15 protein-coding genes are annotated in these 17139 nt (G+C 70.9%); all 15 read left to right on the top strand.

What is annotated here, in order from left to right:
* The first annotated feature begins 134 nt into the window (after positions 1-134).
* The 15 genes from infC (at position 135) to tyrS (ending at position 16573) form a co-directional block, all read left to right on the top strand.
* Positions 135-794: a translation initiation factor IF-3 gene (gene infC, locus MON03_RS14515; protein WP_022903518.1), complete on the top strand. Its 660-nt coding sequence runs from the start codon at positions 135-137 to the stop codon at positions 792-794.
* Between the two features lie 80 nt (positions 795-874).
* Positions 875-1069, top strand: coding sequence for a 50S ribosomal protein L35 (gene rpmI / locus MON03_RS14510; protein ID WP_022903519.1), 195 nt, complete (start codon positions 875-877; stop codon positions 1067-1069).
* Between the two features lie 27 nt (positions 1070-1096).
* Positions 1097-1480, top strand: a complete 384-nt coding sequence (rplT, locus tag MON03_RS14505) for a 50S ribosomal protein L20 (RefSeq protein ID WP_022903520.1) — start codon at positions 1097-1099, stop codon at positions 1478-1480.
* Positions 1481-1554: 74 nt separating this feature from the next.
* Positions 1555-2421, top strand: a complete 867-nt coding sequence (locus MON03_RS14500) for a TrmH family RNA methyltransferase (protein ID WP_242089101.1) — start codon at positions 1555-1557, stop codon at positions 2419-2421.
* A gap of 71 nt (positions 2422-2492) precedes the next feature.
* Positions 2493-3533 carry a phenylalanine--tRNA ligase subunit alpha gene (gene pheS / locus MON03_RS14495; RefSeq protein WP_242089100.1) on the top strand — a complete coding sequence of 347 codons (1041 nt, stop codon included), beginning with the start codon at positions 2493-2495 and terminating at the stop codon, positions 3531-3533.
* Positions 3533-6025, top strand: coding sequence for a phenylalanine--tRNA ligase subunit beta (gene pheT, locus MON03_RS14490; RefSeq protein WP_242089099.1), 2493 nt, complete (start codon positions 3533-3535; stop codon positions 6023-6025). Before pheS ends, pheT begins: the two co-directional genes overlap by 1 nt.
* A 73-nt stretch (positions 6026-6098) precedes the next feature.
* Positions 6099-7196, top strand: coding sequence for an N-acetyl-gamma-glutamyl-phosphate reductase (locus MON03_RS14485; RefSeq protein WP_242089098.1), 1098 nt, complete (start codon positions 6099-6101; stop codon positions 7194-7196).
* Positions 7193-8455, top strand: a complete 1263-nt coding sequence (gene argJ / locus MON03_RS14480; protein ID WP_229727971.1) for a bifunctional glutamate N-acetyltransferase/amino-acid acetyltransferase ArgJ — start codon at positions 7193-7195, stop codon at positions 8453-8455. The genes MON03_RS14485 and argJ overlap by 4 nt, the downstream gene beginning before the upstream one ends.
* The gene (gene argB, locus MON03_RS14475) at positions 8455-9504 is read left to right on the top strand and encodes an acetylglutamate kinase (protein WP_242089097.1); all 1050 of its coding nucleotides are present in this window, start codon (positions 8455-8457) and stop codon (positions 9502-9504) included. The genes argJ and argB overlap by 1 nt, the downstream gene beginning before the upstream one ends.
* Positions 9501-10739 carry an acetylornithine transaminase gene (locus MON03_RS14470; protein WP_277927245.1) on the top strand — a complete coding sequence of 413 codons (1239 nt, stop codon included), beginning with the start codon at positions 9501-9503 and terminating at the stop codon, positions 10737-10739. Before argB ends, MON03_RS14470 begins: the two co-directional genes overlap by 4 nt.
* Positions 10736-11704: an ornithine carbamoyltransferase gene (gene argF / locus MON03_RS14465; protein WP_242089095.1), complete on the top strand. Its 969-nt coding sequence runs from the start codon at positions 10736-10738 to the stop codon at positions 11702-11704. The genes MON03_RS14470 and argF overlap by 4 nt, the downstream gene beginning before the upstream one ends.
* Before the next feature lie 25 nt (positions 11705-11729).
* Complete coding sequence (locus MON03_RS14460; protein WP_022903529.1) at positions 11730-12926, top strand: argininosuccinate synthase; 1197 nt, start codon at positions 11730-11732, stop codon at positions 12924-12926.
* Positions 12927-13082: 156 nt separating this feature from the next.
* Complete coding sequence (argH, locus tag MON03_RS14455) at positions 13083-14531, top strand: argininosuccinate lyase (RefSeq protein WP_022903530.1); 1449 nt, start codon at positions 13083-13085, stop codon at positions 14529-14531.
* Between the two features lie 8 nt (positions 14532-14539).
* Positions 14540-15220 carry a DNA-3-methyladenine glycosylase gene (locus MON03_RS14450; RefSeq protein ID WP_242089093.1) on the top strand — a complete coding sequence of 227 codons (681 nt, stop codon included), beginning with the start codon at positions 14540-14542 and terminating at the stop codon, positions 15218-15220.
* 39 nt (positions 15221-15259) lie between these two features.
* Positions 15260-16573 carry a tyrosine--tRNA ligase gene (tyrS, locus tag MON03_RS14445; RefSeq protein ID WP_502798675.1) on the top strand — a complete coding sequence of 438 codons (1314 nt, stop codon included), beginning with the start codon at positions 15260-15262 and terminating at the stop codon, positions 16571-16573.
* The last annotated feature ends 566 nt before the right edge of the window (positions 16574-17139 follow it).

Below are 17139 nucleotides of genomic sequence, written 5' to 3'. Positions count from 1 at the left end.
CCGGCGTCCGCGCCGGTCGACCAGACCTGCGGGTCCGGTGTCGGGCGGCTGTCGAGCGGGTCGTGATCCGTGCGTCAGAACTCCTCTCTCGTGCCGTCGTCCAGGGCAGATGTCCCGGACGGCAGACCACCTGATTGAAGGAGCTCCGCATCACCGATCCCCGCACCAACGACCGAATCCGCGTTCCCGAGGTCCGACTCGTCGGCCCCCAGGGTGAGCAGGTCGGCGTTGTCCCGATCGCCATGGCCCTGCGTCTCGCGCAGGAAGCCGAACTGGATCTGGTCGAGGTCGCCCCGAACTCGAAGCCGCCCGTGGCCAAGATCATGGACTACGGCAAGTTCAAGTACGAGGCTGCGCAGAAGGCCAAGGAAGCGCGTCGCAACCAGGTGAACACGGACCTGAAGGAGGTCCGGTTCCGCCTGAAGATCGACAAGCACGACTACGAGACCAAGCGCAAGCGCGCCGAGGGCTTCCTCCTCGGTGGCGACAAGGTGAAGGCCATGATCCTCTTCCGTGGTCGCGAGCAGTCGCGTCCGGAGCAGGGCGTCCGCCTCCTGCAGCGGTTCGCCGAGGAGATCGCCGAGTTCGGCGTCGTCGAGTCCCGTCCGACCCAGGACGGCCGCAACATGACGATGATCATCGCTCCGCTGAAGAACAAGTCCGACGTCAAGGGCGAGCAGAACGCCAAGCGTGCTGCGCAGAAGGCCGAGCGTCGCGCATCGGAGCACGCTGCGAAGTCCGGCGACGAGACCCCCGCCGCCGGCTCCGAGCAGCAGGCCGCACCGGCCGAGTAGGTCCCCGCGACCGACCCCGCGCAGTGCGCACCACCGCAACGGCGCGGCCCCCAATCCCCATCCCACGGAAAGGCACCTCCATGCCCAAGCAGAAGACCCACTCCGGGTCGAAGAAGCGCTTCAAGGTCACCGGCAGCGGCAAGATCATGAAGCAGCAGGCCGGTATGCGTCACAACCTCGAGGTCAAGAGCGCCAAGCGCAAGGCCCGCCTCAACGAGGACCAGGTCCTCGCGAAGGCCGACGCGAAGAACGTCAAGAAGCTTCTCGGCCACTGAGCCGGCGGAACGTAAAGGAATAGATCAATGGCACGAGTAAAGAGGGCGGTCAACGCCGCCAAGAAGCGCCGCGTCGTTCTCGAGCGCGCCGAGGGCTACCGCGGTCAGCGTTCGCGTCTGTACCGCAAGGCGAAGGAGCAGGTCACCCACTCCCTCGTCTACGCCTACCGGGACCGTCACGCCAAGAAGGGCGAGTTCCGTCGCCTCTGGATCCAGCGCATCAACGCTGCGTCGCGTGCGAACGGCCTGACCTACAACCGCCTCATCCAGGGCCTCGGCCTCGCCGGCGTCGAGGTCGACCGTCGCATCCTCGCGGACCTCGCGGTGAACAACCCCGAAACGTTCGCGGCGCTCGTCGAGACCGCCAAGAAGGCCCTGCCGGCCGACACCTCGGCCCCGAAGGCCGCGTAGTCACGCCTGCTGCACCCGAAGCCCCCGTTCCGTCCGCGGAGCGGGGGCTTCGTCGCGTTCCTAGACTGGTGTCCGTGAGCGATCTCCTCGAGAACCCGAAGGCCGGCCGGGTCCGCGCCGTCGCAGCCCTGGCGAAGAAGGACGTCCGTGCCGACACCGGACTGTTCCTGCTCGAGGGGCCGCAGGCCGTGCGGGAGGCGCTCGAGTACCGCCCGGAGCTGCTCCGCGAGCTGTACGTCACGCCGACCGCGGCCGCCCGCTACGCGCTCGACGACGCGCCCGTCGACACCTGGTTCGTGACCGAGCAGGTGCTCGACACGATGGCCGACACGGTGACGCCGCAGGGTGTCGTCGCCGTCTGCCAGCAGTTCCCGACGTCGGTCCGGGCGGTCTTCCCCGATCCCGGTGCAGACGGCCTGGAGGCGCGGGACGCGTCCGCCTCGGAGGGCTCGCTCCCCGGGTTGGTCGCGATCCTGGAGCAGGTGCGCGACCCCGGCAACGCCGGCACGATCATCCGCGCCGCGGACTCCGCCGGTGCCGACGCCGTGGTGCTCACCGGGCGTTCGGTGGACCCGTACAACCCGAAGGTCGTCCGCTCGACCACCGGGTCGCTGTTCCACGTGCCGGTGTCGGTCGGCGTGACCTTGGCCGACGCGGTCTCCCGGGCGAAGGCACTCGGCTACACGGTGCTCGCCGCCGACGTGTCGGGCGACGACCTCCCGGCGGTCCGGGCGGACGGGATGCTCGACGGGCCGACGGCGTGGGTCTTCGGCAACGAGGCCCGCGGGCTGACCGACGAGGACCTCGCGCTCGTCGACCGCGCGGTGAAGGTGCCGATCTACGGGCAGGCCGAGTCGATGAACCTCGCGACCGCGGCCTCGGTGTGCCTGTACGAGAGCGCCTTCGCACAGCGGGCCGCCGCCTCCTCCACAGCCGGCTGACGGCCCGCGTCCCTCCACCGTCCGACGGGTACAGGACGGCGGTATCCCACGGGCCGGTAGGCTTGGGCCTCGTGTCAGAACACCTCGAGATCAGCGAACCGGCCGTCGCCGCCGCCGTGGACGCCGCCCTCGCGGCCGTCCGCGCCACGACGACCGTCGCCGAGCTGAAGCAGGCCAGGGCCGAGCACACCGGTGAGCAGTCGCCGCTCGCGCGCATGAACGCGTCGATGCGCAGCGTGCCGCCGGAGCAGAAGGCCGCAGCGGGCAAGCTCGTCGGGCAGGCGCGCGGCACCGTGAACCAGGCGATCGCAGCGCAGGAGTCCGTCCTGGCCGTGGCCGAGGAGCGTGCGCGCCTCGAGGCCGAGCGCGTCGACGTCACCGCCCTGCCGTCCCGCCGCACCCCCGGGTCGCGCCACCCGCTCTCGCTGCTGAACGACGCCGTCGCCGACATCTTCGTCGGCATGGGGTGGGAGGTCGCAGAGGGCCCCGAGCTCGAGCACGAGTGGTTCAACTTCGACGCCCTGAACTTCGACCAGGACCACCCGGCGCGCGCCATGGCCGACACCGTCTTCGTCGAGCCGGTCGACCGCCACCTGCTCATGCGGACGCACACGTCGCCCGTGCAGGTCCGCTCCCTGCTGAGCCGCGACCTCCCGCTCTACGTCATCGCCCCCGGGCGCGTGTACCGGGCGGACGAACTCGACGCGACGCACCTGCCGGTCTTCACCCAGGTCGAGGGCATCGCGATCGACAAGGGCCTGACGATGGCGCACCTGCGCGGCACGCTCGAGCACTTCGCGCGCCAGATGTTCGGCGACGAAGCGCAGATCCGCCTGCGCCCGAACTACTTCCCGTTCACCGAGCCGAGTGCCGAGATGGACGTCTGGCAGCCGAACGCCAAGGGCGGCGCCCGGTGGGTCGAGTGGGGCGGCTGCGGCATGGTGAACCCGAACGTCCTGCGTGCCGCCGGCATCGACCCGGACGAGTACCAGGGCTTCGCCTTCGGCATGGGCATCGAGCGGACGCTGCAGTTCCGCAACGGCCTGAACGACATGCGTGACTTCCTCGAGGGCGACATCCGCTTCTCGCAGCAGTTCGGAACGGTGGTCTGATGCGCGTCCCACTCCGCTGGCTCGGCGAGTCCGTCGACCTCCCCGAGGACGTCACCCTCGAGCACGTCCACGCGGCACTCGTGTCGGTGGGCTTCGAGGAAGAAGACGTCCACACCTACGACCTCACCGGGCCCATCGTCGTCGGTCGCGTCCTGTCGCTCGAGCCCGAGCCGCAGAAGAACGGCAAGACGATCAACTGGTGCCAGGTCGACGTCGGCGAGCCGGAGCCCCGCGGCATCGTCTGCGGTGCCCACAACTTCGTCGCGGGCGACCTCGTCGTCGTGACCCTCCCCGGAGCGGTGCTCCCCGGTCCGTTCCCGATCGCCGCCCGGAAGACCTACGGACACGTGTCGGACGGCATGATCGCCTCGGCGCGCGAGCTCGGACTCGGTGACGAGCACGACGGCATCCTGCGCTTCGCCGACCTCGGCATGGAGCCGGAGGTGGGCGCCGACGCCATCGCCCTGCTCGGCCTCGACGACGCTGCGGTGGAGATCAACGTCACGCCGGACCGCGGCTACGCCCTGAGCATGCGCGGCGTCGCCCGCGAGTACGCCCACGCCACCGGCGCGAGCTTCCACGACCCGGCCGCGCGGGTCGCCCCACGCGATGCGGACGGCTTCTCCGTCACGATCGACGACCGGGCGCCGATCCGTGGTCGCCAGGGTGCGACCACCTTCGTGACCCGTGTCGTCCGCGGCATCGACCCGACCGTGAAGACACCGGCCTGGATGGTGTCACGGCTGGCGCTCGCAGGGGTGCGCTCGATCTCGCTGCCGGTCGACATCACCAACTACGTCATGTTCGAGCTCGGCCAGCCGCTCCACGGGTACGACCTCGCGAAGGTCGTCGGCGGGCTCGGCGTGCGCCGGGCGGCGGCGGGGGAGACCCTCGTCACGCTCGACGACGTCACCCGGAAGCTCGACCCGGAAGACCTCGTCATCACCGACGGTGACGGCCCGGTCGGCCTCGCCGGGGTGATGGGTGGGGCCCGGACCGAGATCAGCGCCACCACGACCGACGTCCTCATCGAGGCCGCGGTCTTCGACCAGGTGTCGATCGCCCGGACCGCCCGTCGCCACAAACTGCCGAGCGAGGCGTCCCGACGCTTCGAGCGCGGTGTCGACCCGCTCGTGTCCGAAGCCGCGGCGAACCGCGCCGTCGAGCTCCTGGTCGAGCTCGCCGGGGGCACGGCCGACGCGCTCGGCTCGACCGTGGTCGACACGACCCCGCGTCCCGCTGTCGCCATGCGGATCGGCCGTCCCGCCGAACTCATCGGCGTCGAGTACACCGACGCCGAGGTCGTCGACACCCTGCGCGCGATCGGTGCCACGGTGGACGTCGACGGCGGTCTGCTCTCGGTGACGCCGCCGACCTGGCGTCCGGACCTCGTCGACGACACCACGCTCGTCGAGGAGATCGCGCGCATCGTCGGCTACGGCCGGATCCCGAGCGTGCTCCCCGTGGCCCCGCCCGGACGCGGACTGACCGGACACCAGCGTGCCCGTCGCCGTGTCGCCGACGCCCTCGCGGCCGCCGGTCTGGTCGAGGTGGTCACCGCGCCGTTCGTGTCCGCCGCGACGCAGGCGGCCTACCCGGGCATCGACGGCGACGGCGGTCCGAGCGTCGTGCTCGCCAACGCCCTCGACAGCGAGCAGAACCGACTCCGCCGCAGCGGTCTGCCGGCGCTCGTCGAGGTCGCACGGCGCAACGTCTCCCGCGGACTCGTCGACGTCGCCGTGTACGAGACCTCCCGGGTCTTCCTGCCGGCGACCGGTCACGAGCTCGGCACGGCCGACGTCCCCGCGGGCGCCGCGCTGCCCGACCGTGCGACCCTCGCCGCCCTGGACGTCTCGCTGCCGCCGCAGCCGTTCCACGTCTCGGCGCTCCTGACCGGCCACCGGGTCCTGAAGCAGCCGGGCGTCGCCGCGGAGCCGTACGGCATCGCGGACGCGCTCGACGTCGCGCGCGAGATCGCGTGGGCGGTCGGTGTCGAGCTGACCGTGGTGCAGACGACGCACCCGTCCCTGCACCCGGGGCGCGCGGCGTCGCTCCTCGTCGGCGGTGCGGTCGTCGGCATCGCCGGTGAGCTGCTGCCCGAGCTCAGCGAGGCCGCGGTGCTCCCGCGCGTCGTCGCCGTGGTCGAGCTCGACCTCGACGCCCTGGTCGCCGCTGCACCGGAGCTCGTGTCGGTCGCACCGATCGAGTCGTACCCGGCCGCGACGCAGGACCTGTCGCTCGTGGTCGACGCCGGGGTCCCCGCCGGTGACGTCCTCGACGCCGTCCGGACTGGTGCCGGAGAGCTCCTGGAGTATGCTCGGCTCGTGGACGACTACCGGGGCACCGGCGTGGACGAGGGACAGAAGTCCCTGACGTTCGCGCTGCGCTTCCGTGCCACGGACCGCACGCTGACCGCTGCCGAGGCCTCCGAGGCCCGTGACGGCGCTGTCCGACGTGCCGGCGAGCGATTCGGGGCGACCCTGCGCGACTGATCCTCCAGGATCACCGCCCGGGGCCGCCGCCTCCGACTCTCTCGACGACCAGTCCGACCTAAGGTGGAATCCCATGTCCGTATCCGTCGCCGTGGCGGGAGCCTCCGGCTACGCGGGTGGTGAGCTCCTGCGCGTGCTCTCCGCCCATCCCGAGTTCGACGTCAGGACGGTGACGGCGTTCTCGAACGCCGGACAGCCGTTGGTCGCCATGCAACCGCACCTGCGCTCGCTGGCCCACCTGACCCTCGTGGCGACGACGGCGGAGAACCTCCGCGGACACGACGTGGTGTTCCTGGCGCTGCCGCACGGCCAGTCCGGTGCGATCACCGCCGAGCTCGGCGACGAAGCACTCGTCGTCGACTGCGGCGCGGACCACCGGCTGACCGACCCGGCCGCGTGGGAAGCCTTCTACGGCGGCGAGTACCACGGCGCGTGGACCTACGGCCTGCCGGAACTGCTGCACGCGGCCCCGAAGCCGGGGTCGGCGGAGGAGTGGCGCGACGAGGACGACATCCAGGCGCAGGGTCGGCAGCGGTCCGAACTCGTCGGCACGAAGCGGATCGCGGTGCCCGGCTGCAACGTGACGGCCGTCACGCTCGGCATCCAACCGGGGATCCAGGCCGGACTCGTCGAGTCGGACGACATCGTGGCCGTGCTGGCCGTCGGTCCGAGCGGCGCCGGCAAGAAGCTCGCGACGACCTACCTCGCCTCCGAGATCATGGGGTCCGCGAGCGCCTACGCCGTCGGTGGGACCCACCGGCACGTCCCCGAGATCCAGCAGAACCTCGCGGTCGCGGGCGCGGCGGACGTCACGATCTCCTTCACGCCGGTCCTCGTGCCGATGTCGCGGGGCATCCTCGCGACGACGACCGCCAAGCTCACGCCGGGCGTCAGCGCCCGCGACGTCCGCCTCGCGTGGGAGCAGGCGTACGCGGACGAGCCGTTCGTGCACCTCCTCCCCGAGGGCGAGTTCCCCCGGGTGGCGGACACCACCGGCGCGAACACCTGCCTGGTCGGCATCGCGGTCGACGAGGCCGCGGGCCGGGTCGTCGCGGTGAGCGTGCTCGACAACCTCGTGAAGGGCACCGCCGGGGCAGCGGTCCAGTCCACCAACATCGCCCTGGGCTTCCCCGAGACCCTGGGCCTGAGCGTGGACGGAGTCGCACCGTGACCGACGCGGACCAGCACGACGCGGACCAGCACGACGCGAGCCAGCACGACGCGAGCCAGCACGACGGAGCCGGGGCGGGCCTCCAGGCCGGGACGACCGCGCAGGGGGTCACCGCAGCAGCGGGGTTCCGTGCCGCGGGCGTCACCGCCGGACTCAAGACGAGCGGCAAGCCGGACGTGGCCCTCGTGGTCAACGACGGCCCCGAGGCGGCGGTCGCCGCCGTCTTCACGAGCAACCGCGCGCAGGCGCACCCCGTCATCTGGTCCCGCCAGGTCGTCGGCGACGGGATCGCGCGCGCCGTCGTCCTCAACTCGGGAGGCGCGAACTGCTTCACGGGTCCGTTCGGGTTCCAGACGACCCACCTCACGGCCGAGGCGGTCGCGGACGCGCTCGGCGTCGGTGCCGGCGACGTGGTCGTGTGCTCGACCGGGCTGATCGGGGTCGGCGACCAGACCTTCCGGGACAACGTCCTCAAGGGCGTCGGCCTCGCGTCCGCGGCGCTGTCCCCGACCGGTGGTCCAGACGCCGCGACGGCGATCATGACGACCGACACCAAGCCGAAGCAGTCCGTCGTGACGGAGGACGGCTGGACCGTCGGCGGCATGGCGAAGGGTGCGGGCATGCTCGCACCGGGTCTCGCGACGATGCTCGTCGTCATCACGACCGACGCGCTCCTCACGTCCGACGAACTCGACCAGGCGCTCCGCGCGGCGACCCGGGTGACCTTCGACCGCGTCGACTCGGACGGATGCATGTCGACGAACGACACGGTCGTCCTGATGTCCTCCGGTGCGAGCGGCACCACGCCGGAGGTCGGCGACTTCCAGGAGGCCCTGACCGCCGTCTGCGCCGACCTCGCCAAGCAGCTCCAGCAGGACGCCGAGGGGGCGAGCCACGACATCGCGATCGAGGTCGTCGGTGCCGTGAGCGAGGACGACGCGGTCGCCGTGGGCCGGAGCGTCGCCCGCAACAACCTCTTCAAGGCCGCCGTGTTCGGGAACGACCCCAACTGGGGCCGGGTGCTCGCGGCGATCGGCACGACCGACGCCGAGTTCGACCCGTACGCGGTCGACGTCAGCATGAACGGCGTCCGGGTCTGCCACGCCGGCGCGCCGGACGAGCCGAGCGACGCGGTCGACCTGACCGGACGTGAGACCCACGTGCTCATCGACCTCGGGGTCGGACCGCACGCAGCCACGATCCTGACGAACGACCTCACGCACGACTACGTCCACGAGAACAGCGCGTACTCCAGCTGATGAGCGATCACGACCTGACCAAGGAAGAAGAGCACGAGCTCGCCGCCGTGAAGGCCGCGACGCTCATCGAGTCCCTGCCCTGGCTGAAACGGTTCTCGGGCAAGGTCGTCGTCGTCAAGTTCGGCGGCAACGCGATGATCAACGAGGACCTCAAGCGGGCGTTCGCGGAGGACATGGTCTACCTGCGCTACGCGGGCCTGCACCCGGTCGTCGTGCACGGCGGTGGGCCGCAGATCTCGGCCGCCCTCAAGGAGCAGGGCATCGAGTCCGAGTTCCGTGGCGGCTACCGGGTGACCACGACCGAGGCGATCACGGTCGTCCGTGACGTCCTGGCCGGCGAGGTCAACCGAGAGATCGTCGACCTCGTCAACGAGCACGGCGACGGCCTCGCGGTCGGCGTCTTCGGCGACGGCGGCTCGCTGTTCACCGGTGAGAAGAAGGGCGTCGTCGTCGACGGCGAGCACTTCGACCTCGGACACGTCGGCGACATCACGCACGTCGACCCGTCCGGGGTGCTCGCGGCGATCGAGGCCGGCCGGATCCCGGTCGTGTCGAGCATCGCGATCGACGACGCGCACCCCGACCAGGCGCTCAACGTGAACGCCGACGCCGCGGCCGGCGCCCTCGCGATCGCCTTGAAGGCCGCGAAGCTGATGATGCTGACGGACGTCCCCGGGCTGTACCGCAACTGGCCGGACCGCGACTCCATCGTCGACCTCATCGCCGTCGAGGAACTGCGCGAACTCCTCCCGTCGCTCGAGTCGGGGATGATCCCGAAGATGACCGCGTGCCTCGACGCCGTGGTCGGCGGGGTCGGCGGGGCGACGATCATCGACGGCCGGATCCCGCACTCGATCCTCCTCGAGGTCTTCACCCTCCGCGGTGCGGGCACCGAGGTGATCCCGGACCCGAGCCGCCGGACCGAGAACCAGATGACCCACGCGGAGATCGGCCGTCGGGTCGCAGCGTCGGCCTCGGCCAGCGCGGCGGGGCACGCCGTCACCACCGGCAAGCACGAAGCCACGATCGAGAAGGGGCACGAGCAGTGAGCACCGAGACGCAGACCCAGACCTGGAACGACCGGTTCGGGGCGTCGCTCATGCGATCGCTGACCCCGCCGAAGATCATGCTCGAGCGCGGGCAGGGCTGCCGCGTCTGGGACGTCGACGGTAACGAGTACCTCGACTTCCTCGCCGGCATCGCCGTCAACTCGCTCGGGCACGCGCACCCGGCCCTCGTCGACGCGGTGTCCGACCAGGCCGCGAAGCTCGTGCACGTCTCGAACTACTTCGCGACGCCGCCGCAGCTCGAGCTCGCCGAGCGGCTCAAGCGCATCACCGGTGCCGGCGACGCCGGTCGTGTGTACTTCGGCAACTCCGGCGCCGAGGCGAACGAGGCCGCGTTCAAGCTCGCGCGCCTGAACAAGGGCGCGGACGGCGGCAAGACCCGCATCCTCGCGCTCAAGCAGGGGTTCCACGGCCGGACGATGGGAGCGCTCGCGCTCACCGGCAAGCCGGCCCTGCAGGAGGACTTCCTGCCGATGGTCCCAGGAGTCGAGCACGTCGACTCCACGCTCGAGGCGCTCGAGGCGGCGTTCGACGACCACGTGGCGGCGCTCATCCTCGAGCCGATCAAGGGCGAGGCCGGCGTGGTCGACCTCCCCGAGGGCTTCCTGCTCGCTGCTCGGCGCCTGACCGAGGAGCACGGGGCGTTGCTGATCCTCGACGAGATCCAGACCGGTGTCGGGCGCACGGGCAACTGGTTCACCTACCAGGGCCACGGGTTCACGCCGGACGCCATCACGATCGCGAAGGGCATCGCGGGCGGCTTCCCGATCGGTGCCCTCGTGACCTTCGGATGGGCGTCCGACCTGTTCTCGGCGGGCCAGCACGGTTCGACCTTCGGCGGCAACCCGCTCGGCACCCGTGTCGCGAACGCCGTCCTCGAGGAGATCGAACGGGCCGGCCTCGTCACCGGCGCGGTCGTCAAGGGCGAGCGGATCCGTGCGGGCATCGCGTCGCTCGGCTCCCCGCTCGTGGCGGAGGTCCGCGGCACGGGACTCCTGATCGGCGTCGGTCTGACCGCAGCGGTCGGCCCCGCCGTCAACCAGGCCGCCCTCGAGCGCGGCCTCATCATCAACGCACCGAACGAGTCGAGCCTGCGCATCGCGCCGCCGCTCATCGTGTCCGACGCCGAGATCGACGAGTTCGTGTCGATCCTCGGCGAGAGCCTCGCAGCGGTCGCGGCCGCGCAGGGCACCACCACCCAGGAGACGTCCGCATGACCCGCCACTTCCTCCGCGACGACGACCTGAGCCAGGCCGAGCAGTCCGCGATCCTCGACCTCGCGGCGCAGATGAAGGCCGACCGCTGGGGATCGAAGCCCCTCGCGGGCCCGCAGTCCGTCGCGGTGATCTTCGACAAGTCCTCGACACGGACCCGGGTGTCCTTCCACGTCGGCATCTCCGACCTCGGCGGCAGCCCGCTCGTCATCACGACGGCGAACAGCCAGCTCGGCGGCAAGGAGACCCCCTCGGACACCGCCCGGGTCCTGGAGCGCATGGTGTCGGCGATCGTCTGGCGCACCTACGCCCAGTCGGGCCTCGAGGAGATGGCCGCCGGTACGCGGGTCCCCGTCGTCAACGCCCTGTCGGACGACTTCCACCCGTGCCAGCTCCTCGCGGACCTGCTCACCATCCGAGAGCACCGCGGCACGCTCGCCGGGCAGACCGTGGCGTTCGTCGGCGACGGCGCCAGCAACATGGCGCAGTCCTACCTGCTCGCCGGCGCGACCGCGGGCATGCACGTCCGCGTCGCCGCACCCGAGTCCTTCGCGCCGGCGGCCCGGGTCGTCACCGACGCCGAGGACCGCGCAGCGCTGACCGGTGGTTCGGTCCTCGTCGTCACCGATCCGGTCGCCGCGGTCGCCGGCGCCGACGTCGTCGTCACCGACACGTGGGTGTCGATGGGCAAGGAGGACGAGAAGCAGGCACGGCTGGACACCTTCGCCGGGTACCGCGTGGACGACGAGCTGATGGCGCACGCCGCCGACGACGCCGTGTTCATGCACTGCCTGCCGGCCGACCGTGGCTACGAGGTCACGGCCGAGGTCATCGACGGCCCGCGCAGCATCATCTGGGACGAGGCAGAGAACCGTCTCCACGCCCAGAAGGCGCTCCTCGCCTGGCTCCTTGCATCGAACGCAGCCGAACCGGCCGAGGCCACGGCCGAGCCGGCCACCACCAACTGACACCCCCACCCCAAGGAGAAACCACATGGCAGACCGCGTCGTACTGGCGTACTCCGGAGGCCTCGACACCTCCGTCGGCATCGGCTGGCTCAAGGACGCCACCGGCAAGGACGTCGTCGCACTGGCGGTCGACGTCGGCCAGGGCGGCGAGGACATGGACGCCATCCGTCAGCGCGCGCTCGACTGCGGCGCGGTGGAGTCGGTCGTCGTCGACGCGAAGGACGAGTTCGCCGACGACTACCTCGTGCCCGCCCTCAAGGCGAACGCGCTGTACCAGAAGCGCTACCCGCTCGTGTCCGCGCTGAGCCGCCCGCTCATCGCGAAGCACCTGGCCCTCACCGCGAAGCAGCTCGGCGCCGACAGCGTCGCGCACGGCTGCACCGGCAAGGGCAACGACCAGGTCCGCTTCGAGGCCGCGGTCGCCGCGATCGCGCCCGACCTGACGAGCGTCGCCCCGGTCCGCGACCTCGCGCTCACCCGCGACAAGGCGATCGTCTACGCGAACGAGCACAACCTGCCGATCGAGCAGTCGAAGAAGTCGCCGTACTCGGTCGACCAGAACGTCTGGGGCCGCGCGGTCGAGACCGGGTTCCTCGAGGACCCGTGGAACGCCCCGATCGAGGACCTCTACTCGTACACGCAGGACCCCACGGTCCCGCGGGACGCCGACGAGGTCACGATCACGTTCGAGCAGGGCGTCCCCGTCGCGATCGACGGACAGCGCTTCAGCGTGCTCCGCATCGTGCAGGAGCTCAACGCCCTCGCCGGCAAGCACGGAGTCGGCCGCATCGACGTCGTGGAGGACCGCCTCGTCGGCATCAAGTCGCGCGAGGTCTACGAGGCCCCGGCCGCGATCGCGCTGATCGCCGCGCACGAGGAGCTCGAGAGCCTCACCCTCGAGCGTGACGTCAACCGCTACAAGCGCGGCATCGAGTCCGAGTGGGCCGACCTGGTCTACGACGGCCTCTGGTTCGGCGGTCTCAAGCGCAGCCTCGACGCGTTCATCGACCACACCCAGCAGCACGTCTCCGGTGACATCCGCCTGCAGCTGCACGGCGGTCGCGCGACGGTCACGGGGCGCAAGTCGGAGCAGAGCCTCTACGACTTCGACCTCGCGACGTACGACACCGGCGACACGTTCGACCAGTCCCTGTCGAAGGGCTTCATCGAGCTGTGGTCGCTGCCGAGCAAGATCTCGGCACGCCGCGACGCCGCCAACTAGTCGCCCGCGGTGGGGCGGGACCGGTCGGTCCCGCCCCACCGCGGACCGGCCAGGAGGCACGACCCGCCACCGCGTCCGCCTGACCGCGGACCGGCCGGGAGGCGCGACCCGCCCCCGCCACGCACCGCACGACCGCCGACACCCCAGCAGGACGACATGACCGACGCGACCCCGCCCGCCAAGACCGACGCCACCAACACCGGCGCCCTCTGGGGCGGCCGCTTCGCGGACGGCCCGAGCGCCGAGCTCGCCGCCCTCTCCAAGTCGACGCACTTCGACTGGCAGCTCGCGCCCTACGACATCGCCGGCTCCCGCGCGCACGCGCGCGCGCTCAACGCTGCCGGATACCTGACCGAGGACGAGCTGGAGCGGATGCTCGCGGGGCTCGATCGGCTGGCCGACGCCCACGCCACCGGCGAGTTGCAGCCGGACGACTCCGACGAGGACGTCCACGGTGCCCTCGAACGCCTGCTCATCGCCGACGTCGGACCCGAGCTCGGCGGCAAGCTCCGCGCCGGCCGGAGCCGCAACGACCAGATCGCCACGCTCGGCCGCATGCACATGCTCGACCACGCGCGGCGCATCGGGCACCTCGTCATCGACCTCGTGGACGCGCTCAGCCAGCAGGCGAACGAGCACCCCGGCGCGATCATGCCGGGCCGTACGCACCTGCAGCACGCGCAGCCCGTGCTCCTCGCACACCACCTGCTCGCCCACGCGTGGCCGCTCGTGCGCGACCTCGAGCGCCTCCGCGACTGGTCGACCCGCGCGAGCGTCAGCCCGTACGGTGCCGGTGCCCTCGCCGGCAGCTCGCTCGGGCTCGACCCGACGGCGATCGCCCTCGAGCTCGGCTTCGCCCGGCCCGCGGACAACTCGATCGACGCGACCGCCGGCCGTGACGTGGTGGCGGAGTTCGCCTTCGTCCTCGCGCAGATCGGCATCGACGTCTCGCGCCTCGCGGAGGAGGTCATCCTCTGGAACACGAAGGAGTTCGGCTTCGTCCGGCTCCACGACGCGTTCTCCACGGGGTCGAGCATCATGCCGCAGAAGAAGAACCCGGACATCGCCGAACTCGCCCGTGGCAAGTCCGGTCGACTGCTCGGCAACCTCACCGGCCTCCTCGCGACCTTCAAGGGCCTGCCCCTGGCGTACAACCGCGACCTGCAGGAGGACAAGGAGCCCGTCTTCGACTCGGTCGAGCAGCTCGAGGTCCTGCTGCCGGCCTTCACGGGCATGGTCGCGACGCTGACGTTCGACACCGAGCGCATGGCCGAGCTCGCGCCGCAGGGTTTCTCGCTCGCGACCGACGTGGCCGAGTGGCTCGTCCGCCAGGGCGTGCCCTTCCGCGACGCCCACGAGGTCTCCGGTGCTCTCGTCCGCCACTGCGAGGAGCGCGGCATCGAGCTCGACGACCCGACCGACGACGAGTACCGAGCGGTGTCCGAGCACCTCACGCCGGAAGTGCGTTCGGTCCTCACGATCGAGGGCAGTGTGGCATCTCGCTCCGGTGCCGGCGGGACCGCTCCCGACCGCGTCGCCGAGCAGCTGACCTCCCTGACGCAGCGCGTCCGCGAGCTGGCGGAGGGCGCGCCCTTCACGCGATGACGGACGCGATGACGGACGCGATCCGGCGGCTCTTGGCGGAGCCGGCGCCCGTGTCCGCGCCGGCACTCCTCGGCGCGACCATCACCGGGCGCGGCGTCAGCATCCGGATCACCGAGGTCGAGGCCTACCACGGGCCCACCGATCCCGGCTCGCACGGACATCGGGGCATGACCGAGCGCAACCGCCACCTGTTCGGTCCGCCGGGGACGCTCTACGCCTACCGCTCGTACGGCATCCACACCTGCGTCAACGTCGTGAGCGGCCCCGAGGGCGTCTCGGCCGGGACGCTCCTCCGCGGCGGTGAGGTCGTCGACGGGCTGGCCACAGCGCGCGATCGTCGCGGCCCCCGACCCGCGGACGTCGCGCTCGCCCGCGGACCGGGGAACATCGGTGTGGCTCTGGGCGCCGCGCTCGGCACCGACGACGGCACGTCGCTCCTCGACGGGTCCGGCCCGTTCGTGCTCACCCTGGCACCCGGCCTGGAGGCACGGCTCGCTTCCGCCCCGCCGGCCGCGGTCGTCGAGGAACTCCTCGCCGAGACCGGCGTGGACGACGTCCCGCGCATCTCGCGCGGACCGCGCACCGGCGTCGGCGGCATCGCCGGCGGCGCGGGGTTCCCCTGGCGGTTCTGGCTGACCGGCGACCCGACGGTCTCGACGTACCGACGGCACAAGGGTGCCCTGGACTAGCGGGGGCGACCCGCGCCTCCCGGCCGCTACGATTGCCTGGTGTCCAGTGATACCGCGCTCGATGTCCTGACGCGCCAGCAGAACGATCCCACCTTCGCCTCGGTGTGGGACGAACTGCGCTGGCGTGGTCTGGTGCACGTCTCGACCGACGAGACCGCACTCAAGGAGGCCCTCGACGGCGAGCCGATCACGTACTACTGCGGCTTCGACCCGACCGCGCCGTCCTTGCACTGCGGCAACCTGCTGCAGCTGCTGACCCTGCGGCGGATCCAGCTCGCCGGGCACAAGCCCCTCGCGCTCGTAGGCGGTTCGACCGGGTTGATCGGGGACCCGCGGCCGACGGCCGAGCGCACGCTGAACACGCCCGAGACCGTCGCCGACTGGGTCGACCGGCTCCGCGCGCAGGTGTCGAGGTTCCTCAGCCCGGACGGCGAGAACGGCGTCCGGCTCGTGAACAACCTCGACTGGACGGCACCGCTGTCCGCGATCGACTTCCTCCGGGACATCGGCAAGTACTTCCGAGTCAACTCGATGCTCAAGAAGGACGCGGTCGCTGCGCGGCTCAACTCCGATGCCGGCATCAGCTACACCGAGTTCAGCTACCAGATCCTGCAGGGCCTCGACTACCGCGAGCTCTTCCTGCAGTACGGGTGCACGCTGCAGACGGGTGGCTCCGACCAGTGGGGCAACCTGACCTCGGGGACGGAGCTCATCCGTCGCACCGAGGGGGCGTCCGTGCATGCGCTCGGGACCCCGCTCATCGTGAACTCCGACGGCACGAAGTTCGGCAAGAGCGAGGGCAACGCGATCTGGCTCGATGCGGACATGACGTCGCCCTACGCGTTCTACCAGTTCTGGCTCAACACCTCGGACGCCGACGTGGTCGAGCGGTTGCGGCAGTTCACGTTCCTGACGCGCGCCGAGATCGAGCGGTTGGAGCAGGCCGTCGCGGACGAACCCTTCCGACGTGAGGCCCAGCGGACCCTCGCGTTCGAGGTCACGGCGGTGGTCCACGGGGTCGAGGCCACGCAGGCCGCGATCGACGCGGGGGCGGCACTGTTCGGCAACGGAGACCTGACGAGCCTCGACGAGCGGACCCTCCGGTCGGCGATCGCCGAGCTGCCGGGCTCCGCGACGCTGCCCGGCGACGCCGACGTGGCGAAGGCGCTCGTCGAGACCGGACTCGTGAAGTCGCTCGGGGAGGCCCGTCGTGCGGTCGACCAGGGCGGCGTGTCCGTGAACAACGTCCGGGTCGAGGACGCGGCCGCACGGCTGTCGGACCTCGCACTGCCCGGGGGAGTGGTCGTCCTCCGCCGCGGGAAGAAGACGCTCGCCGGCGTGACGCTGGCCTGATCGAGCTCGCTCGTCGACGCCCGGTTCCCCTGTGGGAGCCGGGCGTCGCTGCGTTCCGGGAGCCTGTGTTGCAGAACGCGACACGCCCGGGAAGTGCAGTGGGTTGGCGCTCCCCCCGGTCCGCACGTAGAGTTCTTACTCGTCACCCCAAAGGTGCGGCGGAGCGGCTGGAGCGAGAGCCCAGAGCCTGCCGGCCTCAAGCGGGACCATCCTGCACTGAAGTTCCGAACCGGCCTTGCGCTGGATCGCTTCGACGCCTAGGATGACTACTCCACCGGTTCTCTCCCGATCAGGGATGAGCCACTGGACCATCTGGTCCGACGCAGGTCACACGACCTGGCTGGTGGTCAAGCCAAGAACGAAAGCCTCTCTGGCGGAACCTCGTGTTCGGGGTCGAGTGGGGAGTGCGTCTGGTCCTTGAGAACTCAACAGCGTGCACATTGTCAATGCCAATTTATTGACCCCGTGGCTCATCTGATGGTGAGTCCGGAGACAATTCCTTTTGGATAGACAGAATTGTCAGTTGACAGTTCTTTTTGTCAGTATCAACTCGCTGACACTTCGGT

The organism is Curtobacterium sp. DN_7.5 (assembly GCF_022655355.1).
In the GTDB taxonomy this organism is placed as follows: Bacteria; Actinomycetota; Actinomycetes; order Actinomycetales; family Microbacteriaceae; genus Curtobacterium; species Curtobacterium luteum.
Note: the sequence above shows the minus strand (reverse complement) of the source record. Positions and strands in the feature narration are given on the sequence as shown.